The organism is Streptomyces ficellus (assembly GCF_030406405.1).
GTDB classification, from domain to species: domain Bacteria; phylum Actinomycetota; class Actinomycetes; order Streptomycetales; family Streptomycetaceae; genus Streptomyces; species Streptomyces ficellus_B.
Window position 1 is genome coordinate 1 of sequence record NZ_JAUEPL010000055.1, and the last position, 25,010, is coordinate 25,010.

The following is a 25,010-nucleotide window of genomic DNA, read 5'->3' on the forward strand; positions in this document are numbered from 1 at the left end:
GGACGGGACGATCAGCACGGTCGCCGGCACGGGCACCGCGGGCTTCGACGGGGACGACGGCCCGGCGACCTCGGCACAGCTGAACAACCCGGTGGGGCTCGCCATGGGCCGCGACGGGGCCCTCCACATCGCCGACAGCAACAACCATCGGGTCCGGAAGGTCGCGGCGGACGGGACGATCAGCACGGTCGCCGGCACGGGCACCGCGGGCTTCGACGGGGACGACGGCCCGGCGACCTCGGCACAGCTGAACAACCCGGTGGGGCTCGCCATGGGCCGCGACGGGGCCCTCCACGTCGCCGACCACGTCAACCACCGGATCCGGAAGGTAGCGTCAGCGAGGGTGTCCGGGCTGCCTGATTCGGGCACGGTGGTCTCCTGGGCCAACGTCCGCAGCAGGCTCCGGATGGGAGTCCACCGCGAGTCCCTCAAGGACGGGGCCGAGATCCACCAGTTGCTCGCCGCGCCCAGGAACCACCAGCGCTGGCGGCTGGTCGCCACGGGCCAAGACAACGGTGATGTTCTGTACCGGATCGAGAACGTGCGCAGCGGCAAGGTCCTGGAAGTCGCCAAATCAGAGGGATGCGGGGCGGTGGTCGCGCAGCGGGCCTACGAGGGCGACGACGCACACCACCAGCAGTGGAAGCTGGTCCCGGTCGACTCGGCGGCCGACAGCCCGCGAGTGTACGAGATCGCCAACCGCAACAGCGGCCTGCTGCTGCAGGTCGACACCAACGCCCGCACGGTCGTCAAGCAGCACAGGCCGGAGGGCGACCACCGAGGTCGCCAGTGGCAGTTGCTTCCCGCATAGCGCGCGAGAGGGGGCAGGGGCGGTCTCGCCCCTGCCCCCTCTCGCGGCTTCGGGTTCTACTCGGAACGGGACGGCTTCTCCGCGGTCGCCTTGGGCGCCTTGGGCGCTTCCGGAGCCTTCGGAGCCTCCGGGGTCGTGGGGGGCTTGCTGAAGTCGTCCTTCTTCGGCCTGCTCTCCAGATCCTCGTCCTTCTGGAGGTCGCCGTATTCCCTCACCGTCGCGCTCGCGTCCTGCATGCCGGCGGAGGCTGCCTTGGTTACCGAGCCGGGGTCCTGGGCGTACTGGGCCTGCGCACTGGCGGATGCCTGGGTGGTCTGGATGAAGGAGCCGAGGAAGCCCAGGACGGCCCGCGCCTCGGGCGAGGTCTCCTGCACGATCTTCGCGCGGGAGGAGGCGCCGTGGATCGCGTTATTAAACAGGCTGGTGCTGGTGTCGTCGTATGTGCCGTCGTTGGAGTCTTCGAAGTCGACGTCCTCACCTGGCTGGGTCTTCGTGCTGTCGGTGGTCACGGAGAAGAGGCCCGCGCCCTTGCCTGCGGAGTTGAAGATGTTGTCGAACACCATGGTCGTCACCTCTAGTCGTCGTGGCGGCGGTGCCGCGTGGTCAGGGCTGCTTGTAGAGGGTCTGCTGGCTGACGGTCAGGTTCTCGACGTCGAGCATGGTGTGGTGGACGTCCAGGGCGGAGACGACCTCGGCCAGTCCCGTCATGCGAAAGCCGCCGGGTGTCAGGTCGATGTCGTTGATGTCGCGGGCGACCATGTGGCTGAGGCCGGGGTAGATGCCGGGCTGTGGGGGGGACAGGACCGCCACCGGCACGGCGTACTGGACCGCGATCAGTCCGGAGAAGGTCACCGGGATCTCGTAGGTGTACTGCTTGCGGGTGCGGCGCTGGGTGACGATGGTCTGTACGCGGGAGTTCGCCGGGACCTTGCCGGAGATCTGCGACTTGGAGGCCCAGCTGGTGTTCAGGGAGCCGCCGACCGTGGCGGCGATGCCCAGGGCCAACTGGGCGTTGAGCGACGCGTTGCCGGTGGCGCTGCCCGAGGTTGTGAACCCCACCGAGTTGGTCATCGTGTTCGACGAGGAGTTCGTCGCGGAGCTGCTCGCGGACGTCTCGCTGGTGTTGGCGTTGTCGACGCCGATGCTGTCCTTGCTGTTCTTGTTGGTCACCGTGTTCGCGTTCTTGTTCGCCGTCCCGTTCTGACACGACGCCGCGAGCTGCGACTGCAGGTCCAGGCGCAGCTGGTTCTGCAGCTGCAGCTGGAGCGAGGCACCGATGCTGCCGCCGAAGGTGAGTTTGGCGTCCCCGTGGAGTGACCAGGTGACCCCGTTGGAGATGGTGAAGTCGACCGAGTCGGTGAAGGTCATCTCGGCGCCGCTGCGGTTGACGTAGGTGCGGGAAGAGAACGTGTCGGGCGGGGGCTGGGCGATGTCGCCCCGCACCTCGATCAGCGGCTCACCGAGGTTCATGTAGGCGAGCCAGCCCCGCTCGAACGCGGTCCCCGAGAAGGTGCCGAAGATCGACTTGTTCACAGAGAACCCGACGGGCTTGTGCTTCACACCGGAGGGGTCGGCGTAGACCAGGTTGGGGTGGTTCAGGATGTCCTGCGAGATCTGCTCGATGTTGAGTTCCCGCAGGTTCTTCTTCGTCAGCGGCTGGCGCCTGGCCTCTACCAGGCTGTATGCGGTGGAAGGCATCTACCCGTCCTCAACTAATTCAGCCGAACCGTGCTCGGTGAAATTTAAAGAGAAAACTGCGCACGTTCCGCCGGACGAAATTACCGCATCCCCTCGCACCCGGGAAGGCGTATTCGCATGTCACACTCAATCGAGTGATCGATTTTCGGAAGTCATTTCCGAAACGCCAGTGAAGTGACCTTTCTTCACTGGCATTCACTCGATCGATGACTTTTTGTCAACTTGCTCATGGGTACCGTGACCCCAGGCACTACCGCTGGGGGAGCTTCGCTTTCGGCCGTTAATCCAGCTCCATTCGGCTTCCGTTCGAAGGCCAGGTCCGCTTCAATACGGCTCCATTGAGTGCCGCGTTGAGCATCCGAAGTTTTCGTGTTTCGCATTCAGGACAGGTGAGGTTTCCGCGATGTACACCCAAGAGCGCACGGCAATGTCCAATTTGGTGGTCGGCGGCCCGGTGGCGGTGAACAGCTACGACAACGCGATCGTGGCGGCACTGGTCGAAAACCGGCCGGTCATGCTCGTCCACGCCTTCAACGGCGGCTACCTGCGACCCGCAGAGCTGGGCGAGGCAAGCCACGACAAGGGCGTCCAGCTGGCCACCGCCCTCGACGACACCGTCAAGGAGGCCAAGGGCCACCTCTGGCACATCACCCCCGCCGGCTTCTTCGGGCAGCGGCCCCTGTACTTCATCGAGAGCGCCGCCGGCCAGGTGACGCCCAAGCTCGCGGGCGCGGGCGGAACCGACGCCGGACGTGGCGACGACGGCATGCCGAAGCCGCAGCGTAGGCGCATCACCGTCCACCAGGACGCGCCCCAGAGCACGGCCGACACCGTCCAGGTCGGCCTGCCCGACAAGGTCGGCGACAAGTGGCGGGGGAAGAACGGCGCACCCGAGGACACCCAGCTCTGGGTCGTCACGGTCACTCCATGGGGCGGCATCACCTTCGTGCCCATCACCCACCCCGAGGCCATCCTCGGCTTCAAGGACCACGCGGTGACCGCCAACAGCGAGGTGAGCCTCACCCACAACTGGGGCGGGGACTTCACCGGGACGGTCATCAACACGTTCTACCCGCGCCTGCCCAGCGAGTGGAATGTCCCGTACCACCACGTCTTCACGTGATCCGCGGCCACCGCCGTACGACACCCGTCCCGAGCCACCGTCCGCACCCCTGGAAGAGGCACCACGATGCCCGTGCCCACGGAAGAACTGAAACTGGAGATCGTCAACGCCGCCACGGGGGAGATCCTCGACGGCAGGGCCGCGCCGGGGCAGGGCGGGGCGGTCGTCGTCCGTGAGCTCCCCGAGGACGGTCCGGCCCCGGAGCAGTGGCAGATCCTTCCCGTGCAGTCCGCGCAGGACGAGCAGGTCTACGTGATCCGCAACGCGACTGGCGGGAAGGCCCTTGAGCAGCCCGCCGCTGCGGACGGCGGCGTCCGCCAGGGAGAAGCGGCCGACGGCAAGAAGGCCCAGCAGTGGCGCCTCGTCCCCGTCGAGGGCGAAGCCGCCCTCTACTTCATCGAGAGCGCGGCCGACGACACCGTCCTCGACCTCGACCGCGACGCTTCCGGTGAGAGCGGCACCCCGGTCGTCGTGCGCGCGTACGACGAGGACGCGGAGAGCCAGCGGTGGCGTCTCGTGCCGGCCGAGCCCGAGCGCGTCAGCGACCCGGTGCTGCGCTGGGCACGGCTGGGGCACTGGAACGGACGGCAGTCCTGGCGGCTGGCTCACTCGGCGGCGCTGCGGCCCGCACCCGGTGCGACACCTTCGTTCAGCGATCTGCTGCTGGTTCTCGACCGGTTCGGAACCGACCAGGACGCCGGCGGCTGGAAGAGCGAAGGGGCCGTGCCCCGCCCCGGCGCACAGCCGGGCTCGTGGGCCGGGCTCGGCGCGCGGTTCCTCGCCGAAACCGCCGGAAAGGCGCCGGCGGACATCGTCGCGCTCAAGCCGGCCAAGGGGACCGTGACGGCGACTGCGCGAGGTGACGGAACGTTCGAGGACGAGGAGCGCGTCCTGCAGCCGCCCGCGCCCTCCCCGAGTCCCGCGGACCTGTGGACCCTCGCCGACATCACGGGCGAAGGAAAGCCCGGCATCGTGGTGCTGGCAGCCGACGGTGTCCGAGTATCCCCCCAGGGCGAGGACGGGACCTTCGCGCTCGCGGGCGGCGAGCCGGCCCTCCAAGCTTTCGGCCACGGCGATCAGGCCGGCGGGTGGCTGGCCGACAAGCACCCCCGCTTCCTGGCCGACACCACCGGCAGCGGCCGGCTCGACATCGTCGGCTGCCACGACGACGGCGTCTGGATCTCCCTCCAGGACGAGCAGGGGACGTTCGAGCCGCTGTCCGACGAGCCCGCTCTCCGTGCGTTCGGCCACGACGAGAAGGCCGGCGGGTGGCTGGCCGACAAGCACCCCCGTTTCCTCGCCGATACCACCGGCGACGGCCGGCTCGACATCGTCGGCTGCCACGACGACGGCGTCTGGATCTCCTTCCAGGACGAGGACGGTGTTTTCGCCGAACCCCTCTACGTCCTCGACGACTTCGGGATCGACCAGGGGTGGACCTCGGCCGAGGAGTACCCCCGGTTCCTGCTGAAGACCACCGGCGACGGAGCGACGGACATCATCGGCTTCGGCCCCTACGGCGTCGTCGTCGCACGCGGCCTCGACGACGGCACCTTCGAGCCCTCGAAGCTCGTCCTGAACGACTTCGGCACCGCCCAGGGATGGACGGCCAAGAAGCACCTGCGCTTCCTCGCCGACGTCACCGGCGACGGCACCCCCGACATCGTCGGCTTCGGCGACGAAGGAGTGTGGGTCTCCCACAACCGCGGCGACGGCACGTTCGAGCAGGCCCAGCTGGTCTGCCGCGGCTTCGGGTACGACGACGACGCCGGCGCCTGGCGGATCGGCCACCATCCCCGTTTCCTCGCCGACATCACCGGCGACGGACGCGTCGACATCGTCGGTTTCGGCGGCCCGGGCGTCTACGTGGCCCGAAACCTCCACCGCCGCTTCAGGACCCGATAGCCCGGCGTGCTGGGGCACCGATGGTGACGGCGGCGTGGCGGAAGAGACAGTGAGGCCGGCGGTGTGCGCCTCATATATGGGGTGAAGTGGGCGTGCATGCCCCCGGTGATCGAGCGGAGCGTCTCGTTCAGTTCGTGCATCGTCTCCGCGCCGGACAACTGCACGCGGGCCGCGAGGACGGTCTCGGTGGCTATGGCGAAGGACAGCAGTCCGACCGGGCGGGCGAGCGGCCCGACGCGGGCCCACGGGGGCGGGGTGGATGTGCTGGAGCTGGGACAGGGCGTGCCACAGGTCGCCCGGCGGATCCTGGGGTGCGGCTTCTTCTCGGCTGAGTCTCATGCGGCCGGTGTAGGGCATCTGGTGGGCTGGTGCCGTCAGGTGGGCCCGTTCGTCCCACGCGGTGGCATGAGGTCTTCTGTCCCGTTCCGCCCGCCGGGCCGGAGGCCGGGCAGCCCCCTTCGTGGAGGGGACGTGCCCAGCGTCACGCGCGCCGTCAGCGGCCGGCGGGTTCGGGGTAGCGTCGGCGGCGCTGGTCCGGGTCGTCGACGCCGATCTCGTACCAGGGCTCGCCGCGCCGGAGCCGGGGCAGGGTGTTCACCCAGACGGCGACGGCGATGCCCTTCACGTCGTCGGCGAGCGCCTGGAGGCGGTTGTCGAGCAGGTGCTCCTCCTTTCCGGCCAGGACGACGTGCAGCCGCGGGAAGGTCTGGGAGCGGGTGTAGCGGTGGCGCTGCCAGAACGGGTACGTGCCGCCGATCGTGCCGCGGGCGCCTTCCCAGACGCGGTGCCCGGCGTAGCGCTCGTAGTCCCAGACCTCCTTGGCGAGGCGGGCCTGGGACATGGTGCCGTTGTCGAGTTCGAAGAGGCGCACCTCGCTGGTCTTGGTCGGCCACGCGAGGACGGCGTCGGTGTTGAAGCTCAGGCCGGTCTCCTTGATGGCGTGGTTGACGTCCACCTGCCAGTCGGTCAGATGCTTGCGGCCGCCGTAGGCGAGGATCATGTCCGTCACCGCGACGCCGTGCGGACCGAACCCGGCGCGAACGGCCTTCGCTCCGGTGCCGGCCTTCGGTCGGGGAGGCAGCTCGTTGCCATCGGCCAGAGCCTTCTGCCCCGCCGGGGTCAGGTTCCAGATCTGGTGCTTGCCGTCCTTGCCGTTCGCGAGAAGGGCGGCGTCGAGGGTCAGATCGGCTACTTCCGCCGCAACCACTTCGTCCCGGTCCCCGAGGTGTCCTCGCTCGCCGAGCTGAACGAGATGGTCGAGCAGTGGGACCGGCAGGACGACGCCCGCCGGATCGGCTCCAGGTCCCGGACCATCGCCGAGGACTTCGCGCTCGAACAGCCGCTGCTGATGCCGCTTCCGGCGGAGCCGTTCGAGACCGGGCGGTTGTTCACCCCGCGAGTCGACCGCTACGGCCAGATCCCGGTCCGCACGAACCGCTACTCGGTCCCCATCCGGCTGATCGGCAAGCGGGTGAGGGTCATCCTTCACGCCTCTCACCTGGTGGTTTACGACCAGAACGTGGAGGTCGCCCGACACGAGCGGCTGATCGCCAAAGGCGCCGTCCGCCTGGAGCTGGACCACTACCTGGAGGTCCTGGTCCGCAAGCCCGGCGCCTTCCCGGGCTCAACCGCTCTCGAACAGGCCCGTTCGGCGGGCAAATTCACCCCGGTCCACGACGCCTGGTGGACCCAGGCCATGAAGACCCACGGCGAGCGGGACGGCACCCGCGCGCTCATCGAGGTGCTGCTGCTCGGACGCCACATGCCGCACGAACATGTCGTCGCCGGCCTGGCCGCAGCTCTGCGGGCCGGGGCCATGACCGCGGATGCGGTCGCGCTGGAGGCCCGCAAGGCCGCCCAGGCCGAGACCGAGCCCGCACCGGATAGTCGGGCCGTCGGCCAGCCGCCGGCGACGGTGACGTCCCTGCACGAGTGGCGCCTGGCCCATCTTCCGCCGGACACCAGGCCGCTGCCCTCGGTGTCTCACTACGACCAGTTGCTCCGACGCCGCCGCACCAGCGGCAGCGGCCACCGTGAGGGAGAAGCGCAGTGACCATGCCCCGCCAGCGAGGCTTGACCGAGCAGGCCGCCGACGCCGCGATCGACTCCGCCTGCCGCTTGCTGCGGCTGCCGTCGATCCGCAACGAGTTCTCCGACATCGCCGACCGGGCGATGAAGGACCAGATGACCTACCGCGGCTTCCTCGCCGAACTGCTGATGGCCGAGTGCGACGACCGGGCCCGCCGCCGCTCGGAGAGGCGGATCAAGGCGGCTGGCTTCCCCCGGGAGAAGTCCCTGCGGTCCTTCAACTTCGACGCCAACCCGAACATCGACCCGGCCACCATCCACACCCTCGCCAGCTGCGAGTGGATCAAGAAGAGCCAGCCCCTCTGCCTGATCGGGGACTCCGGCACCGGCAAGTCCCACATGCTCATCGCCCTGGGCACCGAGGCCGCGATGAAGGGCTACCGCGTCCGCTACACCCTCGCGACGAAGCTGGTCAATGAGCTGGTCGAGGCCGCCGACGAGAAGCAGCTGAACAAGACCATCGCCCGCTACGGACGCGTCGACCTGCTCTGCATCGACGAACTCGGCTACATGGAACTCGACCGCCACGGCGCCGAACTCCTCTTCCAGGTCCTGACCGAACGCGAGGAGAAGAACAGCGTCGCCATCGCCTCTAACGAGTCCTTCGGCGGCTGGACGAAGCCCTTCACTGACCCCCGCCTCTGCGCGGCCATCGTCGACCGGCTCACCTTCAACGGCACCATCATCGAGATTGGCACCGACTCCTACCGCCTCGCCAGCACCCGAGCCCGAACCGAACAACCCGCAGCGGGCTAACCCTGAAACCGCTGGACTGCTGGTCAGGGCACCTGTCAGGCTCCGCCTCGTGGAGATACTCGATGTCCTGACCAGCATGGCGAAGACAGGTCGGCTGGGCCCGGTGTTCAGCGGAGCCGACTGGAACGATGTGACCGCGGCACTCGGCGAGCCGTGGGACATCGGAGCAATGAGCCGGAACAGAAAGTGGCCGCGGCTCTTCGCCTACGGAGACCTTGAACTGAGTGTCTGCCGCTGCCGCAAGGTCTCCCTCATCTGCGTCCAGACCTGGCGTGACGTCGTCGAACTCCCCCCGTCGGCTGTCGGGGGAACGGGCACCTTCCCGGCAGGGCTCAAGCACGCGGACGTCGTTTCCGCCTTGGACAAGACCGGCTGTTCCTGGGAGCCCTATCCTCCGCTGACCTTCGGCGACCAGTGCTCGCTCACGGCGATCCCGTCAGGAGCGAACTTCACCTTCGAGATCCCCGAGGGCGAGGAACCCGTGCTGAACGTCATGGGCCTGCCCGGCGACGGACACGACTGCTCCGCACGGACTCCAGGCCAAGATCACTGACGCGAAGCGCCGTCAAAACTCGTGAACATTCATCGTCCCAGAGATCGCTAACCGCCGCTCAAACTGGTCGACAAACGCTGTCACTGAAGGTGAACGAAGCCAGCCGCCGGTAGTCACGGAATTTGATGCGTTTGCCGTCGGGGCCGGTCCGCCCTTCGTCGAAGGCGGTGGCGGTGTCCAGGTCGGCTGCGGCCCTGAGGAAGTGGACGGTCTGGCCGACCAGGACGGTGAAGGTCCGCCGGGTCTCTCCGACAAAGTCGGGGAACGCTTCCAGACCGTGCAGGAGACGGTTGAGCAGCGGCACCACTAATCTACTGGGGGCGACCGGGCGCTGGCGGGCGTTCCGAGGACGCCGCCTCCGTGGTGGTCTCCGGCGCTGCCTCGGCAGCAGCGGCGGCGCGGCGCTTGCTCCACTTGTCGTAGGCCACGGTCCCGGCGATGGTGGCGCCGGTGACGGCGCCACCGATGATGACGCCTCGCCCGGTGTAGAAGTACCGCAGCGCGAGGGGGCCGCCCCGCTTGGCAGCTTCCTTGGCCAGTTCCGCGTAGTCCCACGCCATCGTGCTACCTCAGTTCGTATCGCTCGCTCGGGACGACTCGATGATCGCAGGATGCCGCCACGCGTGTGGAGCGTTCCCGAATGTTCGTCACCGGGTGCGGGTACCTCCGCCGCCGATCGTCCGCCCGCACTTGTTCGCGGCGGCCTGACTGCCCTTGCCCTTGGTCGGGTTGAGGACCGTCCACGACGCGAGGTGCTCGGCGACGAGACCCATGACGACGGCGTCGCCACTGTCCGGAAAGCGGCCGAGCAGGGCGACCAGGTCCTCCTTCGGCTCGATCTGGATCTTCGGCGGTACTTCGGACGTCAGCCGGTGCCGACGGCCGACGAGCCTGACGGACAGGTGCTGATGTTCCTGTGGGGCGTGCCCCCGGTTGAGGGAGTGTGTGACAACTGTCAGCGTGGGCCGATTTCGCACTCGACATCGGGATGTGCAGCGACTGCCCCCGGCAACGCGTACGCACGGCCCTGAAGGGCGTCTGGGCGGTTTTGGCTACACAGCAGTTCGTCGAATCGCCCTGCCAGCCATGCTCTGTCCCCGATCACGCGTCAGCGCCAAGGCAGACATGCCGTAACCGTAGGCGCGCTCGACATCATCGCCTGGTCAAAGCCCTCACAGTGCCGCCCCCCCTCCAGTAGTCACACACGGCGGCGGTACACCGCGTGGCCGTCTCGCACCTCGGTCACCGCCCGCCGCACAGCCTTGACCAGCAGAAATCAATCCACTCGCCCCCGCAGCACAATTGAAATCCCGTGCCAATCACTACATTCCGAGCAGGCAGCTAAACCCACACCTCAGCGCCTCTCCAGCTCCTCAACGCTCCGCAAAGACCACCACGTAGGCATCGAGCTACGTCCCGAAACGATCACAACATCACCAGCTGAGCCGCTCACCAAGCTGGTGATCATCGCAGATTCATCACAGCCCCAGCTTCCACCTGCCGGAGCTCGCCCAACCGCCGCCAGGACACTGTCATCGGGGGACCTGGTAGTAGTTCTCCGGCGGCAGGGTCAGCGCGAACACCGTGCCATGCCGGCGGCGGATACCGTCCACGCGCGCCCCTGGGGGCTGGCAAACGAACCGGAAGGCGTTAGCCGGTTGTTCAGGCTCAGGAACATGCGAGCCTGGCTGATCCCAGGTAAGGGTGTGGCCCACGTGAGTCATTGCACCTTGTCTGTCCTCGTGGGCGTTGTCGTGGGTGAAGGGGATGCCGGACAAGGCTTGCTCCCCGGCGGCGAGGATCCTGGTGATGGTCTCAGGTGCAGGCAGCGGGGAACTGTAGTAGGCCGTCAGACGCATCGAGCAGGACACTTGGTAGGCAGGCTTGACCGGGTTGAACATGTCCCAGCCTGCCATTCCACGGGTGTAGCTGTCCTCCACGACCACGAGACGCAATACCAAGGGCGTGCTTTGCGCGTAGGCCTGGGCGATGGCCCGCAGCCGTGCCTCAGCAGCCTGACGTGCCTGCTGTGCGGTATCACTGTCCGCGAGTCGGTGGGCTCTGTGCCGGCTGGTCGAGCCAAGAAGCGTCCACAGACGGGCCACGACATTGAACGTGAGAAGGAGCGGCCGCGTCACAGCACGGAGCATGAGAACCTTCACCGGGCGCCGGGTCACGAGGACCGTTCCTTGGGTTGTGTGCTGGTCGGCATGATTCTGGCTTGCAGGAGCGAGGCCCCAGTCGCGGCGGCCGACTGGATGGCCACCCACAGGACGGCCTCGCCCGGGCTCGGTGTGGAGTCGACCAGGTGTGCCGTGGTCATCGTTGCCCACACGTAGGTGCTGATGACGATGGCCAGATGGTTGCCGCGGACTCCGGCGAGTCTGGCGCCGGCCCACAGGGCGAAGGGCTGGCACAGGATGCCTGCGGCGTTGGCGGCCAGGTAGTAGGGGACTCCCGCGAGCGGGTTGCGTGCGCTGTCGGCTTCGGTTGCGTGATCGATCAGCGTGTACAGACTGCGGATGAGCCACCATGCGACGAGCGTGGCCGCAGCGGCCGTGGAAGCCACTTTTACAGCCCGCACTAAATAGGTCATGAGCACGATTATCTGCCTGTCATCTGGTGGGTTTCTATCCGCACAGCTACTCAACCCTGAAAGCTGTTCTGAGGCGCCGCATCGTACGGAGCCCCAGAACTCGCTGGCTGTTACTGAGCGAGGGCGTCCTGGAACGCTTTTGCGTAGTGCGCCGTTCCGGAGACCTTGGGGTGGAACGACTTCATCGAGATCGGCTTGGTGTCGGCCTTGGAGTGCCCGGTGAGTGTGATGCCGTGGATCGTCTCCGGGTCTCCGCAGATCGCCTGCCCGGCGAAGGCAGACCGCGGGTCGGCGAACACTGCATACGAGCCGGCGTCGCTGACGGCTCCCTTCATCTCGGTGGCGACGACGTCACCCATTTCGTTCAGCCAGGGCGCCTCCTCGGTGCCGATGCCGACCACGCACGAGCCGTTCTTCTCCAGGAGCCTGGGGTAGCCCATGAGCACGATCTTCGCGTTGGGTGCCTTTTCGTGAAGTGCCCTGAGCGTCTTCACCAGGCGGGGCCGGATGACGGTATGTGCCCATGCCGGCAGCCAGCGCTTCAGCTCGGGTGTGTCGGTGTCGTATGGCATCCCCGTGTCGGGGTTGCGGGTCTTGATCGACCCGTTCTGGCACACGTCAGAGATGGCGGTGATGCACTTCTTGATGACGTCAGCGAAGGCCATGTCGTTACCGCCGATCGATAGGGCGACGAGGGTGGTGTGCTGATCCAGATAGCCCTGTTGGATCTGCGGCAGCTCTCCGGAGTCCGGCGTGATGCTGAGGATGTTGTAGTGGCGGGCGCCGGAGCAGGCGGTGAACTGGAAGTCCATTCTGGGGCTCCACGGGTCCGCCAACTCTCCAACCGAGAGTGCTTCGCCGGGCAGGACCGCGCGGCGGGGCCAGGCGTGCCGGGAGCGGTGGCAGGTGTTCTTCGTTTTGTCACCCGACACTTTGTTGTAGTAGTCGGACTCCGGATAGTAGTCGTCGCCGCCCGGGTCGGAGGCTCCTTCACCGGAAGAATAAGAGTCGCCCATCGCGGTCACGATGTGGTTCGGCTTGCCAGGAAGGGGCTGGAAGGCGACCGCGTCCCATGCGACGTCCTCGTCGGCGGTGCCGTCAGCGGTGGCGTTGGTGAGGGTGACGGTTGGTGTTCCGGTGAAGCGGAAGGCTCCGAGGCTCACCCACCGGTTGGCGCGCTGCTCGACGATGCGCACGTTGCTGGTGGTGTCGGCGCCGCCGATCACGTAGGCCGCCTGCCGGGTGTGGGCTCCGGTATCTGGCAGATGTACCATCACGCGGGCCCATTCGATGTTTTTGTCGAGGGTCCAGGTGCCCTTGACAGTCATCACCCCGGAGTCCCCGCCGAGGTGCGCTGTGTCGCGGGTGTGGGCGTACCAGAAGTGGCCGCCCTGTCCGCCGCCTATTTGGTGCAGATCTCCCTTGGCCTGGTACGGGCCCAGGCCGGGGCCGGTCGCTGCCGGGTTGGGGTAGAACGTGAACTGGAAGTGCCCCGCGTCGGTGCCGCTCGATCCGCAGCCGCCGTAAGTGTCGATGTTGTCGGGTACGGATTCCACGATCAGCGCGCCGGCGGGGGCAGGGCTGCACTTCGGGGTACCGTTTTCCAACCGATACCCGCGGCCCGGCTCCTCGCGTAGTGTGACGTACTTGATGCTTTCGTTGCCGCATTCGGTGGCGCAGTCTGGCTTCCACGTCACGTTCGACCCGCGCCACCAGTGTTTTTTGTAGCACTCTTCGTCGGGGCAGTCCGGGGGGCTGGCCGCGTTGCAGTTGTTGGTGGCGTTGCAGAACGCGTCCAGCGGCGGCTTCACCAAGTCGCGCTGCACCTCGGTGACCCACCAGGCGGGCCGGAACCCGACGCTGGAGTATCCGGATTCACCAGGCCAATCCTGCCGTCCGTCGGTTGAGTAGGAGAAGCCGGTGTCCATGGACCAGGCGGACCAGCCCATCACCTTCTCCTGGTATGGCCAATTCTGGGGCTTCGCGGCGTCACGCGGGTCGGTCATGAACGGGTGCCGCGACGGCGGGTAGAACGGGTTTGCGGGGTTGTTGTACCAGCCCAGTCCCCACGGCGTGCCATCACCGTTGTTCGGGTTGAAGCCGAGGTTGTAGTTCCACAGCGCGGTGAACCAGTTCTCCGGCTTCGACGCGTCATCGTTATTGACGGTGATGGTTTGTCCGGCGGTGTGCACCTGATTCCACTTGTCCGCGAGGATGTACATGGAGGCGGCAATGTTCACCGAGTAGTCCAGGGCTACGGCCTTCTGCTTGAGCGGAGGCAGGGACGTCTCACCGGGCTTCTCGTGCCCAGCCAGGCGCATGCCGTCGGTGACCTGGCCCACCCCGTAACCGCAGTCCGAGTTCAGCCAGCGGATCTTCCAGTACTCCTCGGCCGTCTCACCCTTGTGCCCATAGAATCCGGCGATCGCGGCCTGCGGGTTGCCCATCTGCCCGGGTATGGCACCGCCCTCGGCCTGCCAGAGGTTCGACTCCTGCGCGAGCACGCCCAGCAATACTTGAGCTGGAATACGGCCCCCGCCCTTCAGTGTCGGTGGAGGGAACAGGCCCTGGGGGTCGACGGTGCCCAGTCCGGCCTGGGCTCGCCAGCCTCCCTGCTTGATCCACTTGGCACGCAGCTCGCCGCGGATCGCCATGTTCACGGCCCACTCGATCTGGTTCGGGGTCGGCTGCAGGGCGAGCGCCTTGACGTCGTTGCGGGGGATGGAGCACAGGCGGTCGGTGTCGATCGGAGTGGAGGCCCGTGGGTCATCGGCCGCTGCGGCCCGCCCGCTCCTGCCGGGTGCCGGGCGGCTCGTGCCGGTGGTGTTGAGGGCGGGTGAGAAGGACTCCTTCCCCGTGGCGCTGCTGGTGTCCACCAGCGCCTGGGTGATCTTCTGACCGGTGGCGGTCGAGAGGCTCGTGATGGTTGGCGCCCCGGCATCGTTCGCGGGGCCCTGGGCGCTGCGCCGGGGGGCCGACGGTTCGGCCTTGGTGAAGCCCTTCCCGGCATTCTGGATGTTGTCCAGACCTGCCCGCACACCCGGCATGAGGACCGGGTCGACGGCCAGCCGGCCGAGACTGGACACCTCGGCGTCCGCCGGAACGTTCAGGCGGGTCACTGCACTGCCCGCCAGCCGGGCGTTCTTGGGCTGCCCGGTGAGGAACACCCGGCCGCCGGTACCTTGCTTGAGGGCCAGGTCCTCGAGCTTGCCAGATGCCAGCGTCGAGGTCTCGCCTCGCTTGGTCCACAGTTTCGCGCGGGCGGTGTCACCCGTGCGGTCCAGGAACGCCACCCCGTCACGTGTGGGGCGGATCTGGGACGGAACACTGTCTGCCCTGGCCAGGGTGCGGGCCTTGCCGGTGGGGCTGAGGTGAACCAGGTGCCGTCCCCGTGCGGCGACAAGGCCACCGTTCACGGGCACAGCAGATGTCACCTGCCCGTCCACGGAGGCGTCCGCGATGGTTTTGCCGGTGGTCGCCACGGTGATTAGGCGGGTCTTGTTGTCTCGGAAGGCGGTGAACGCGGCAGTGCGGGTCTGGGGGTTGCAGGTCGGGTCGAAGTAGGCCATCGACGCGGTGAACGGAAGCTTCGTGACCGTGCCGGTCTGCAATTCGATGACGGCGGTAAATGCACCGCCCTGCATCAGGTCCGGCTTGTTGGTGAACGTGCGCGGCGCGTAGACGGCGGCTACGTGCTCCCGGTCCATTACGCACGCATTCCCGATCCACGCATCCGCCGGCATGCCGGGCTCTGCGAGGGTGGCGACCGTCCTCCATTCGTAGGCTTCCTTGCTGTCCGCGACAAGGATCTTTAACCCTCCAGAATCTGCCGCAGTGGTCACGGCCCGATCAGCAGAAGCCGTCCAGTCCTTGCCGAGTCTCATGCCTGGATCCTGTACTCGGGCAGTCGGCTCCGGCGGCTCGCTGCTCACGGGGCCGGGTGACGGTGGCGTGGGGGCTGCCATAGCCGGAACAGTCTGGATGAGCCCGGTCAAGACCGCGGTGGCTGCAAGGCCTGCGATCGCGCGTGCTCGTCTGGATAATCGCACCTTACTCCTCAAGAGGTGACCTTTCGGGTATGGACGAGAAATCGCCGCAGCCCTGAATGGGGAGGACCACACAGGAGTGCTGCGGTCGATGGGGAGGCGCTCTGTGCTGGGCTCGCCTCCGGGGCGGCTCGAAGCTCACCGCGCGGCCACAGGCATGCTCCGCCGTCTGGGCACCGCCGGATTGCCGGCCGTGACACACAGCGTCGCTGTGAGGCCTCGACTTGATCACAGGTTGGGAGATCAAGCAGCTTGTGAACGCTGGCGCACTGAGCACACCCAGTGATCGGGCGTCTCCCGGCATCGCGAGGCTGAAGGCACACGTGTCCTGCCCCAGACATCCGGGAGCGAGGGCCCAGCTTGCCGCAGTCCGGTGCGAGAGTCCGGACTGGGCAGCGGCGAAGGCCAGTCGATCGTCAGCTGGTGAACTGGAACGACGCGTTGTTGTTGTAGACGTTCCGGAATTGGTCGATGTGCTGGTACGGGCCCATCACGTCCTGGGCGCCGCCGAAACCACTGCGGAAGTACACACGGGCCGTGTACTTGTAGTGGAAGTTCTCACCGGACGCGGCGTTGTTCTTCACTCGCTGGTAAGAACCCGGCCACGGGCTGCTACCTCCCCCGCCGCAGTACTTCAGCGGGTGGTCGGCGCCGTCCCCAGGGCGGAGCGCATCGAAGTTGTAGATCGGGTGATGCATGTTCCGGTACGCGCCGTTCTGCCCGGAGTTGTACCAGAGGGTGAACTTGAACTTCGAGGAGCCCGGGTCGTAGCAGGCTTCCATGCTGTGAAGCGTTTCGGAGTCCCAGCCGGGGTCCGCCGCGCTGGCCGCACCAGCGTTCGCGACGAACAGGGCGGCGGCCATGACCGTGAGGGAAACCGCTCTGCCGACCAGCCTCATCGCCCCGCCTCCTGAGACGTCGAGCCGGCCTTTGCGACGGCCGCCTTGATGGCAGCCTTCTGCCTCTTCAGGTCATCGAGCCGTCCAGCGATCTCCTTCTGCTGGATCGCAGCTTCCGCTTCGAACCAGGTCTTCTCCACGTGGTGCTGGTCTCGACACTCCACGTCCGCTACCGCTGTTCGCTTCTCGGCCTCGCTGACCTCGCCCGAGCCGGTACTGAAGTGGTCGCTGGCATCCAGGGGCTCACTGTAGGTGTGACCCTTGGACTTCATACATGCCGACCACAACGCGAAAACCTTCTTCACCGCAGGGGTCCCCGTCGACTGCTGGTAACTGCTGCCAGTGATCTGGTTTACCAGTGCGTTCTGCTGAACACTGACGCCTGTGCCGTCCGTCTTCGTGGCACAGCTACGCAGGGTGTCCTGGTCAGCGTTCATGGACTCGTCCGCAGCGAGCGCCTCTTGATATGCGGCCTGCTGCGCCGGGTCCGGGTGGTAACCGTTCTCCTTGGCCTGCGCGAGATCGTGGATGCCGTAGCGCCAGTCGGTCAGCGTTGTCCCTCGGACCGCGGGCAGATCAGGCGCTGGCTTCCAGTCCGGGAAGCCGGCATCTGCCATGCAGCTCTTGATCGCGTCATCGCGGGAGGACGACAGGAGACGCGCCTCCGCCTTGGTCGGCAGATAAGCCTCGACAGGCAACTTCCACGTCGCCGGGTCCTCGGGATCCCCGATGTACGCCTTAGCCGCCGGCTCCTGCGGCGCAGTCGGCCGGTCAACGGCGGCAGACCTGTCGCCATCCGAACCTGGCATGACCGCAAAGGCTGTGCCGGCCACGGCTAACGCCGCGAGTGCAGGCACAACCGTCTTAAGCTTGCTCTTCACACGTCCCCCTCGGCTATATCGACGCATGCCCGCGCTAATTGCTCGACAGCTGGCCCCTCGGCCGCGTCGTACGCCGGGGCATGGTCTAGTTCACGCTGAGCGCCCGATCACTCTAGGCACAGGAATCACTGCGCGACAGGTGAGAGGCCCTGACATGGCGAGAACCGGGCCGCAACCGGAGCGACGTCATCAGCCGGACCACATGGATGTTCTGCGCACCTACGTGAGGACTCCCTAATACGGAAGCTGATCAAGCTCGCTTCACGCACCCCGCACTGGCTGGATTGCGATCACTTGAACAGCCTGCCGACTCAACTGCAGTTGCTCCGAGATTGCTGGTCAGAGGCGAGATGATCTCGTAGAGGCCGTGTGATCACGGGATGTCGGCGCCGCCCTCGATAGCTCTGTTAACCGGCCGAACTCATCAGTTAGCAAGCAGAGTGCCGAAGCTCAAATGACTGTGCGTGGCTCGCATCACCCGGCTTCGCCCGTAAAGAGGCGCGACCCAGATCCACAAGGGCCAGCCGTTGAGCTAGTCGCTGTATGTCCAGTTGTGCTGGTCACCGCCCTGGCGGGCGAACCTCACCCTGAGGCAGCTGGCAACCGCTGTTCGGTAGGTGCCCAAGTCGACCGCATCAGGCACTCGCTGGTGCTGCACAGCGCAGGAGGTTCCGCAAGAACACTGTGCTGATCATGGACGGCACCTGGGCCGACCACAGCCTTGCCAAGCACCCGGAAGATGTACCGGTACATGACTAACGATCAGGTCGTGGCATGGAAGCTGTCCGGCAGGACGCCGTCGGCCACACGCGGGCGTCGCGGATGGTTGCTATGCCTGCATGCACGACTGGAGCCGTGATAGGCCGGCGCGGCATCCAATCGCCAACTCACATACGTATGGCCATGACAATCAGGGAATAGGTCACTCCACATTGTGGGTTCCGTTGAGGCGAAACTACCCAGATACCCCTGCCTGACCGGCTCTCACTTTCTCCTTGCAGCCTCACCCTTCGGGGCGAGTTCAGGCCAATCAAATCACGAGGTGTAATAGGTTTCCGCTAGTCCTATAGAGTACCTGGCCGGGCACCCGAAAGATCACTCAGACGTGTGCCGCCCAAAAGCCCGCCCTCACTTGAGAGGACGGCGAGCTCAGCCATGCTGGACCAAACGCGAAAGATTTCGCCCACATGAAGCCAAGGGAGATCCCGCCAATGTTTACAAGCGGTCGCGCACTCAGGAGCATTACGGGAGCTTGCGCACTCTTCGCAGTCTCAGCCAGCCTCAGCCCTGCCTACGCCGACACAACGGATTTGCAGTCTGGGGAGGTGTGTGCCGACAGCACGGTCAACAACCGGACCCTCGACCTCCCCGGCGATAAGCCTGACACTGCCATCTTCGCGGACGTATGCGTTGGCGTCGTCAACGGAAATCAGGTTCAGGCCCGCACGACGCTATATTGGCACCTCTTGGCTGACCAGGTCGTCGACCGGTCCAAGCGCTTCTCCAGCGTGCGAGTGACCACCCGCGCAGAGAAGCGCTCTACAAACGGCACCGACAGCATCGTCACATCTAAGACGTGTGATTTCACTGACCAATTAAACCAAGCCTGGGCCAACTCGACGGCTCTGACCTGCCAGAGTCCCGCCACGGCATTCGGCTCAACTGGTTCGTGGTCCGCCGACGCTACAGTGATATACGACATCGAAGGTGACGGAAAGGGAGCCATCACCTGGCAGCTCACCGGTTCGCCCTTAATCCCCTGACCGCCGACGCAGCTCCTTTGGATTGAAGTCTGCCCGACACTCGTATGTCGCGGGAACTGAGGCGCCTTCATGAGCCACCGCCGGACTTCAGCCGTCACACCCGGCTGCGGCGGTGGCTCGCTCCATGCTCGGATACTTCTGTGGTGCAACCCCTGCCGCCGTCGGTAGCCCTGACGCTGGTCAACCACTCACAGGTTGCTCCGTTGCACGCCGGCCGAGCTCGCCCGCTGCAAGAGGGCCAAGCACTGGCCATGTGCGGGGCGTATGTTCGAGCCGACTGAATCGTCGTGCCTCCAAGCGGTGAGTCACGACATCGTCTGTGCTCACCGGCCGCATCGAGTGCGCCGACTGGGTGCGTTCAGTGGCCGGTCTCCCGGCCGCGGTGCGGTCCGGGCTCCTGCGGTCGGTGCGCCTGCTGGTCGTCCTGGCGCACCGGGCGCACCGCGTCGGCATCGTCCTGTTCGGCGTAGCGGTCCATGGTGGCGCGGGCTCGGTCGGCCGCTGCGGTGATGGCGGCCCCGAGGTGGCGCAGCCGCTCGGCAGTGAGATCGAGGGCTTCCACGTCCGTCCTGGACTCCCGGAGGGCCCGCAGCGCCGTCAGATCGATCACCTCCTTCCGTCCGGCCTCCGGCTCCTGGTCGTCGGTTTCGGGGTCGGCGGCCGCGGGCGCGAGCAGCTGCTCGGGCATCGCCGCCTGCTGGTGCGCGACGATGTCGTACGCCCGGCCGCGCACGGCGGTGACGGTGGTGGTGCGCAGCTTCTCCCGTACCACCGCGCCGGCGAGGACAGCTCGCTCGTACTGCAGCGGGATGCGGGGTATCTCCCACTCCCCCGCGCCCTGGCCCGGGGGCCGGGGCGCAGCCGGCTCGCCGGGATCGGCCGGGGGTTGCCGGTCCGGGTCGGGTGCGGGGGTGGGTGGGCGGCGCCGGTTGGTGAGGTCGGACAGGGCCCACCGGGCTGTGTAGAGGCGGTAGCCGGACTCCAGGCCGCGCACCGTCTTCGGCTCGCTGATGTCCAGGCAGTACGTAGAGATGGCGGCAGCCACGATCCGGTCGTCCAGGCCCGGCTCGCGGCGGCGGCCACGCAGGACGAGAGCGAGGTGGCGGCGGGCTTCGGCGAGCAGGTGCCTGCGGTGGAATCGGCCGCCGTCGTTCATTACGAACACCGTCGCGGCGACGTCGACGGCCGCCAGGGCGACGTCGACCACGGCGGCGACCCGGGCCCGGATCGCTGCAGCCCGCGGCTCGGGCGTACTCGAGGAGGGAGTTGATGACGTCGGCGGCCACCTTGGAGGTGCGGATCGCGCTCTCCTTCCACTCCTTGCGCAGCTGCGCGAGGGGCCGGGCCTTCTGCTTCGGCGGGCGCGTCATCTTCGCGGCGATCCCGTTCAGCTTGGCGCGGGCCCGCTCGGAGACCACGGGCAGGAACCGTGGCTCGCCGTCGTCGTCGACGGCGGTCACGTACTCGTGCTCAAGCTCTGCCAGGCAGGCGGCGATCTGGTCGCTGCGCCGGGAGGTCCAGCGGATCAGCTCGTGCGGCACCCCGGCAATCTCCATAACCGGCCGGCGTCCCGGGGTGACGGTGCGCGGCTCGGTCGCCAGCCCCAGCGCGTGGCAGACCTCAGCGGCCACGAGCTCGTTGTAGAGCGCGGAGGCGGCGACGGTGTTCTCGTGCAGGGCCGTGGTGTGGATGGAGCCCCACTTTCCGTCCAAGCGCTGCCCCTTCACGGACAGAAGCAGATGGTCATGGAGCAAGGGCCTCCCGGAGCGAGCCTCGTAGTGGCGGAAGCGGGCGGCAACCAGACCGCGGGCGGCCGCACCCGGTAGATGCCGTCCTTGCCGTACCGGATCACCGCCGCCTCGTCCTCAATCCACTCCAGCACCCGCTCGATCGCCCGCTCGTGCGCGGCCTCGATCACCCGCCGGGTCTCCTCATCCCCCAGCGCCCACAACAGGCAGATCGTCGGCTGCGGCCGGAAGACGAAGTCGACACCCGTGACCATCACCCGGCGTTCGAGGGCGCCGGCCTTGAACGCCTTCTTCGGGGACTCGCCCTTGGCGAGCCGGTCGGCCTCGATCCGGTCCGCGTACGGGTGCCGGCCCCGCTCGCCGAACAGGTTCCGCAGCTGGCTCTCGGTGACCTCCTCACCCGGCGTCAGTCCGAGCACGGCCAGCCCACGGCCCATCCATCGCCCGGCCGGGACACCGGCTTGCTCCTGGGCCTCGCGCAGCGGCGTGCGGGCCGGGCGGCGGCCGTGGCCGACAACGGTCTCGCGCAGGTAGTAGCGGTCCATCTGACCGGCCCGTACGACCCTGATATCCACTGTCATGCAGACCACGCCACACGGCTCTGACCTGCAAGAAAAGGACGATCAGCGGTACGTCCCGCCAGGCGGGAGCAGCGGCCGAAATTTCTTCTCAGGTGCCCGCCGGGCGGGAAGCGGCCCCGGGCCGGAAGCGAATGTCATCACTCTCCGGCAGCCCTCACATCACGATCCGAACGACACCGACAAGCACCACCGAGCACCACACGCGCCAAGGAACGCGCACCCTCAACGAGCACCGCCTACATCAGCCCCCGGCACCCGCCGGGGGCTTCGTCGTGCTGCCCGGAGGAGACCTGTGCCCACCTTCGAGACCCTCCCCCGCTTCACCGCCGACCTCCAGCACCTCACCCCCGCCCAGCGCCGGCGCTTCCGCCGCGTCGTCCTGGACGCCTTCGTGCCCGACCTGCGCCCCGGCCGCCAGTTCCGCCCCGGCTTACGGATCAAGGGCGTCCGCTGCGCCCCGGGCCTCTACGAGCTCTCTCCGCCCGCCCCCGACGTGTACGGAGGCGGGCGCCGACGCGTTACGAGTTCGGTTCCTCGCCCGCGCCCGCGCCGGTGCGCAGCTTGAGGACGGGCAGACCTTCCGCTTTCGCCCGCATGGCCTGGCCGGTGTCGTAGGTCAGGAGCCGGACCGGCCCGGCCGCTATGGCTTTAGCTCCGAGTACCCGGTCAACGATCTCGTCGTCAGGGTTGGGCAGACGGCTGTGGCCAGGCGAGTCAAGCAGGACTTCTACACCGTACAACGCGCTGGCAGAGTCTTCGTCGAGGAGGCGGTCGAGGACGGCAAGAGTGTGGCCGGCGCGCCATCGCGTGTGCCGGTCCTTGGACTCCTTCAGGCGATCCAGCTCGTCGACGACCACCATGGGGAACAACACCCGGACCTGGCCGGTGCCCTCGGCAAACTCAGCGAAGTCGACGTCCTCAAACTTCGTCGGGTGACGAATGTAGAAGCTGGTGTCCGGAGCGATGAGCGAGAGCCCGCTCGGCCACATGGCCATCTGGTCCTGGAAGGCGTCGACGGCTTCCCCGAGGGCGGCGACGCGCTGCTCGATCTCGAGGCTGACGATTCCGTTCACCAGCCGCTGCTGGTCGCTGCCGGCGAGGTGGCCGACTCCGTCCAGGAGCGTCTGGTGCGTTCGCGTTCGTACGAGCCGGTCGATGTCGCGGGCGCTGATCTGGGAGGTGAGCAGCCGTACGGACTCGTTCGCCCACTCCAGATACTTGAGCAGGCGACCATAGGCACCTCCGAACTGGCCGCCGTCTATGTTCCCGGCAGCGGTGTGTACGGATCGCAGGGTCTTCAGGACGTTGTCCCGGTGCGCGCCGGGTATGGGTGTGACCAGCATCCGCCGATGATCGCAGCGCCAGCACAGCTGCGCTGGGGTTTTCACGCCTGTGTGTACGGCTGCGACGGCGGGTCCGCAGGAAGTGCGTCTTCTTCGCCTTCGACAGCGTGGTCTCCGAGATCAGGGGGGCGAAGGCAAGCTAGCAGACGTCGTCCTGCGCGACGCCTTCACCGGCGCCACCGCAACCTGAACAGCATAGGCCGTTTATCGCCATCGGCCACGACCCGCGCACGCAGTTGCTATCGGCCAACTCGACCTCAACGTCGAGGGCTACATGGTCGCCGCCCCGTCGCTGCGTACGAGCCTGCCCGGGATTTTAGCCGTCGGCGACGTAGTGGACCACACCTACCACCAGGCCACCGCCGCCGAGCCGTGGCCCTGGATGTGGCGCGGTACCTGGCCTGCCGCAGCCCGGCCCAGGTCGAGCCGGGAACCGCCACGGTCCCGGCCTGACCGAGGCCTGACAGTGGCGCAGGCCCGTCCGGAAGACCTCCTGGCAGGCCCATGCCTCGGTTGGTGCCGCCCAGAAGGTTGACCCACCCCTTCACTGGAGCTCCCTAGCCCTTGCGCCGCAAGGGATAGGGCCCATGTCACAGCAAGCTGGGCGACCGATCGTTCGCCGACTGCTCCACTGCGCCGGGTCTAGAGCGTGTCTGCTTGGTGTTGTCCGCCGTGCGAAGCTGTGAGCCATGGCGCCTTCGATAGTCCGTGGACTTACTCTGCCCGCCCCGCTGACGTCGCTCATCGATCGCAACCTCTGGCGTCATCCGGGCGATGAGGTGCTGGCGAAGGTCATCCCGTGGTTCAAGGACCCACTTGCCTTCGTATCGAACCCCGAGCAGATGGCGTACGCGTCCCAATCAATGGATATGTTCGCCGATGATCCACACTCGGCCTTCTTTCTCCAGGCACGCGGAAGCAGGAACGTCTCCCCGCTCGAACTTCCATGGCTTGACGTTGAACAGGCAGTGCTGATCGCCACCACTCGCAACCCCGGTGATGACGGAGCCTTGACTCTCGACTACCGGACTGACCCCTCAGATCCCCGCATTGTTGCAGTGACTTCTGGACGGACTCCCTTCTGTGCCAGTGGCAGGTCGTAGCACCTAATTTCTCGGGCTTCGTCTCAAGCTTGGGCCTGTAGCTTCCGCAGTCATGTCACTGCCACGCCCCGATAAGAATGGACGCGACGTGGAGTGCGGCCTGGTAGGCGATGGCTAGTTTGTCCGTCCGCAGGACCAGGCCGCGCCACTGCTTGAGGCGGGCGATGCACCGCTCGACGGCATTTCGCTCCTTATACTTCTCGGCGTCGAAGCTGGGCGGGCGGCCTCCGGCACGGCCTCGCCGCAGGCGGTGACCGATCTGGTCTGCGGGCTGAGGGATGACAGCCCGGATGCCTCGGCGACGAAGGTGCCCACGGATCGCGCGGGACGAATAGGCGCGATCCGCCAGGACGGTCGTCGGGCGCGTTCTTGGCCTTCCGGGCCCGCTGCGGGGGATCCGAATCCTGGCCATGACCGCCTCGAAGGCCGGCGCGTCACCAGCCTGACCGGCGGTGACGTGGATACCCAGTGGACGGGCCCGGCTGTCACTGGCCAAGTGGACCTTCGTACTCAGCCCGCCACGGGAACGTCCGAGCGCGTGATCCTCAGGCTCCGACCGGCCGGGCGCCCCCTTTTCCTGGCTCCGGCCGAATGTTGGTGAGCCCGGCAGACAGTGGAGTCCACAGAGACCGTCCAGTCCACATCGTCACCATCATCCGCCGCAGCAAGTAATGCCCCGAGGATGCGTTCCCACGTGCCGTCCACGGCCCACCTGATCAAGCGCTTGTGAGCGGTCTGAAAAGACCCGAGCTCGATGGGCAGGTCCCGCCAGGGCGAACAGCTGCGGTACTTCCACGCAATGGCCTCAAGGGTCCGGCGGTGGTCAGCCCACCTTCGCCCCCGGGCCGGATCGGCCGGCATCAACGGTTCGATCCGGTCCCACATCGCATCGGTGATCACTAGTCGGACAGACACATCCGATCAACTGACCAACCCATCAAAGAGACACACTCTAGATGGGAGGTCAGCTCGACCGGCCCAGGCGCACAGCGCATGGACAGTCTCAACACACCACAGACGCCGCCTAGATACCGCGGCGGCCTCTGTCTTGACCAAAACCAACCCATGGGCCTCGCTTACCGCTGACAGTCGTGCCGGCACATGGGCGACCAGTCG

24 protein-coding genes and 1 pseudogene are annotated in these 25,010 nt (G+C 66.9%); 9 read left to right on the forward strand and 16 right to left on the reverse strand.

Annotation, left to right across the window (positions count from 1 at the left end; genetic code table 11):
- A partial coding sequence (locus QWM81_RS26805; protein WP_290114949.1) for an RICIN domain-containing protein occupies window positions 1-811 on the forward strand: 811 nt, incomplete at its 5' end.
- Window positions 812-867: 56 nt separating this feature from the next.
- On the opposite strand, the gene QWM81_RS26810 is transcribed toward QWM81_RS26805, so the two are convergent.
- Window positions 868-1,374: a hypothetical protein gene (locus QWM81_RS26810; protein WP_290114950.1), complete on the reverse strand. Its 507-nt coding sequence runs from the start codon at window positions 1,372-1,374 to the stop codon at window positions 868-870.
- A 40-nt stretch (window positions 1,375-1,414) separates the two neighbouring features.
- The gene (locus QWM81_RS26815) at window positions 1,415-2,509 is read right to left on the reverse strand and encodes a hypothetical protein (protein WP_290114951.1); all 1,095 of its coding nucleotides are present in this window, start codon (window positions 2,507-2,509) and stop codon (window positions 1,415-1,417) included.
- 403 nt (window positions 2,510-2,912) lie between these two features.
- On the opposite strand from QWM81_RS26815, the gene QWM81_RS26820 reads away from it, so the two are divergent.
- Window positions 2,913-3,632: a hypothetical protein gene (locus QWM81_RS26820; protein WP_290114952.1), complete on the forward strand. Its 720-nt coding sequence runs from the start codon at window positions 2,913-2,915 to the stop codon at window positions 3,630-3,632.
- Window positions 3,633-3,698: 66 nt separating this feature from the next.
- The gene (locus tag QWM81_RS26825) at window positions 3,699-5,537 is read left to right on the forward strand and encodes an FG-GAP-like repeat-containing protein (RefSeq protein WP_290114953.1); all 1,839 of its coding nucleotides are present in this window, start codon (window positions 3,699-3,701) and stop codon (window positions 5,535-5,537) included.
- Window positions 5,538-6,030: 493 nt separating this feature from the next.
- Here QWM81_RS26825 and QWM81_RS26830 read toward each other — a convergent pair whose 3' ends face one another.
- Window positions 6,031-6,744 carry a replication-relaxation family protein gene (locus QWM81_RS26830; protein ID WP_290114954.1) on the reverse strand — a complete coding sequence of 238 codons (714 nt, stop codon included), beginning with the start codon at window positions 6,742-6,744 and terminating at the stop codon, window positions 6,031-6,033.
- On the opposite strand from QWM81_RS26830, the gene QWM81_RS26835 reads away from it, so the two are divergent.
- The 3 genes from QWM81_RS26835 to QWM81_RS26845 are packed head-to-tail and all read left to right on the forward strand — an operon-like array spanning window position 6,673 to window position 8,934.
- Window positions 6,673-7,590, forward strand: coding sequence for a Mu transposase domain-containing protein (locus QWM81_RS26835; RefSeq protein ID WP_290114955.1), 918 nt, complete (start codon window positions 6,673-6,675; stop codon window positions 7,588-7,590). The two genes, QWM81_RS26830 and QWM81_RS26835, sit on opposite strands and share 72 nt — an antisense overlap.
- Window positions 7,587-8,381 carry an IS21-like element helper ATPase IstB gene (gene istB / locus QWM81_RS26840; protein ID WP_290114956.1) on the forward strand — a complete coding sequence of 265 codons (795 nt, stop codon included), beginning with the start codon at window positions 7,587-7,589 and terminating at the stop codon, window positions 8,379-8,381. Before QWM81_RS26835 ends, istB begins: the two co-directional genes overlap by 4 nt.
- A gap of 49 nt (window positions 8,382-8,430) precedes the next feature.
- Window positions 8,431-8,934 carry a hypothetical protein gene (locus QWM81_RS26845; RefSeq protein ID WP_290114957.1) on the forward strand — a complete coding sequence of 168 codons (504 nt, stop codon included), beginning with the start codon at window positions 8,431-8,433 and terminating at the stop codon, window positions 8,932-8,934.
- 58 nt (window positions 8,935-8,992) lie between these two features.
- Here the strand turns inward: QWM81_RS26845 and QWM81_RS26850 are convergent, their stop codons facing one another.
- The 8 genes from QWM81_RS26850 to QWM81_RS26885 all read right to left on the reverse strand — a co-directional run bounded on the left by QWM81_RS26850 (window position 8,993) and on the right by QWM81_RS26885 (window position 17,356).
- Window positions 8,993-9,238, reverse strand: a complete 246-nt coding sequence (locus QWM81_RS26850; protein WP_290114958.1) for a hypothetical protein — start codon at window positions 9,236-9,238, stop codon at window positions 8,993-8,995.
- A gap of 7 nt (window positions 9,239-9,245) precedes the next feature.
- Window positions 9,246-9,494 carry a hypothetical protein gene (locus tag QWM81_RS26855; RefSeq protein ID WP_290114959.1) on the reverse strand — a complete coding sequence of 83 codons (249 nt, stop codon included), beginning with the start codon at window positions 9,492-9,494 and terminating at the stop codon, window positions 9,246-9,248.
- Between the two features lie 87 nt (window positions 9,495-9,581).
- The gene (locus QWM81_RS26860; RefSeq protein ID WP_290114960.1) at window positions 9,582-9,911 is read right to left on the reverse strand and encodes a hypothetical protein; all 330 of its coding nucleotides are present in this window, start codon (window positions 9,909-9,911) and stop codon (window positions 9,582-9,584) included.
- A gap of 555 nt (window positions 9,912-10,466) precedes the next feature.
- Entirely contained in the window at window positions 10,467-11,111 is a 645-nt protein-coding gene (locus QWM81_RS26865) for a hypothetical protein (RefSeq protein ID WP_290114961.1), read from the reverse strand.
- Entirely contained in the window at window positions 11,108-11,530 is a 423-nt protein-coding gene (locus QWM81_RS26870) for a hypothetical protein (protein ID WP_290114962.1), read from the reverse strand. The genes QWM81_RS26865 and QWM81_RS26870 overlap by 4 nt, the downstream gene beginning before the upstream one ends.
- Before the next feature lie 110 nt (window positions 11,531-11,640).
- Window positions 11,641-15,414: a GDSL-type esterase/lipase family protein gene (locus QWM81_RS26875; protein WP_290114963.1), complete on the reverse strand. Its 3,774-nt coding sequence runs from the start codon at window positions 15,412-15,414 to the stop codon at window positions 11,641-11,643.
- A 578-nt stretch (window positions 15,415-15,992) separates the two neighbouring features.
- Entirely contained in the window at window positions 15,993-16,439 is a 447-nt protein-coding gene (locus QWM81_RS26880; protein WP_290114964.1) for a hypothetical protein, read from the reverse strand.
- Window positions 16,440-16,471: 32 nt separating this feature from the next.
- Window positions 16,472-17,356 carry a hypothetical protein gene (locus tag QWM81_RS26885; protein ID WP_290114965.1) on the reverse strand — a complete coding sequence of 295 codons (885 nt, stop codon included), beginning with the start codon at window positions 17,354-17,356 and terminating at the stop codon, window positions 16,472-16,474.
- Between the two features lie 1,325 nt (window positions 17,357-18,681).
- Here QWM81_RS26885 and QWM81_RS26890 point away from each other — a divergent pair.
- Window positions 18,682-19,119: a hypothetical protein gene (locus QWM81_RS26890; protein ID WP_290114966.1), complete on the forward strand. Its 438-nt coding sequence runs from the start codon at window positions 18,682-18,684 to the stop codon at window positions 19,117-19,119.
- Between the two features lie 358 nt (window positions 19,120-19,477).
- Here the strand turns inward: QWM81_RS26890 and QWM81_RS26895 are convergent, their stop codons facing one another.
- From QWM81_RS26895 to QWM81_RS26900, 3 genes and pseudogenes are all read right to left on the reverse strand, one after another.
- A complete protein-coding gene (locus QWM81_RS26895; RefSeq protein ID WP_290114967.1) occupies window positions 19,478-20,326 on the reverse strand; it encodes a hypothetical protein in 849 nt (282 codons plus the stop codon).
- Between the two features lie 154 nt (window positions 20,327-20,480).
- Window positions 20,481-20,873 (reverse strand): annotated as a pseudogene (locus QWM81_RS29230) (relaxase domain-containing protein); the annotation flags it as partial.
- Window positions 20,843-21,448 carry a relaxase domain-containing protein gene (locus tag QWM81_RS26900; RefSeq protein WP_290114969.1) on the reverse strand — a complete coding sequence of 202 codons (606 nt, stop codon included), beginning with the start codon at window positions 21,446-21,448 and terminating at the stop codon, window positions 20,843-20,845. The gene QWM81_RS26900 and the pseudogene QWM81_RS29230, both read right to left, overlap by 31 nt.
- 292 nt (window positions 21,449-21,740) lie before the next feature.
- On the opposite strand from QWM81_RS26900, the gene QWM81_RS26905 reads away from it, so the two are divergent.
- The gene (locus QWM81_RS26905) at window positions 21,741-22,013 is read left to right on the forward strand and encodes a hypothetical protein (protein ID WP_290114970.1); all 273 of its coding nucleotides are present in this window, start codon (window positions 21,741-21,743) and stop codon (window positions 22,011-22,013) included.
- On the opposite strand, the gene QWM81_RS26910 is transcribed toward QWM81_RS26905, so the two are convergent.
- Window positions 21,967-22,791 carry a PIN domain-containing protein gene (locus QWM81_RS26910; protein WP_290114971.1) on the reverse strand — a complete coding sequence of 275 codons (825 nt, stop codon included), beginning with the start codon at window positions 22,789-22,791 and terminating at the stop codon, window positions 21,967-21,969. The genes QWM81_RS26905 and QWM81_RS26910 overlap by 47 nt on opposite strands.
- 689 nt (window positions 22,792-23,480) lie before the next feature.
- Here QWM81_RS26910 and QWM81_RS26915 point away from each other — a divergent pair.
- Entirely contained in the window at window positions 23,481-23,894 is a 414-nt protein-coding gene (locus QWM81_RS26915; RefSeq protein WP_290114973.1) for a hypothetical protein, read from the forward strand.
- Window positions 23,895-23,949: 55 nt separating this feature from the next.
- Here the strand turns inward: QWM81_RS26915 and QWM81_RS26920 are convergent.
- A protein-coding gene (locus QWM81_RS26920) for an IS5 family transposase (RefSeq protein ID WP_435372462.1) occupies window positions 23,950-24,779 on the reverse strand; the annotation gives its coding sequence in 2 pieces (ribosomal slippage) (window positions 23,950-24,458 and window positions 24,458-24,779; 831 coding nt in all).
- Window positions 24,780-25,010: the final 231 nt, after the last annotated feature.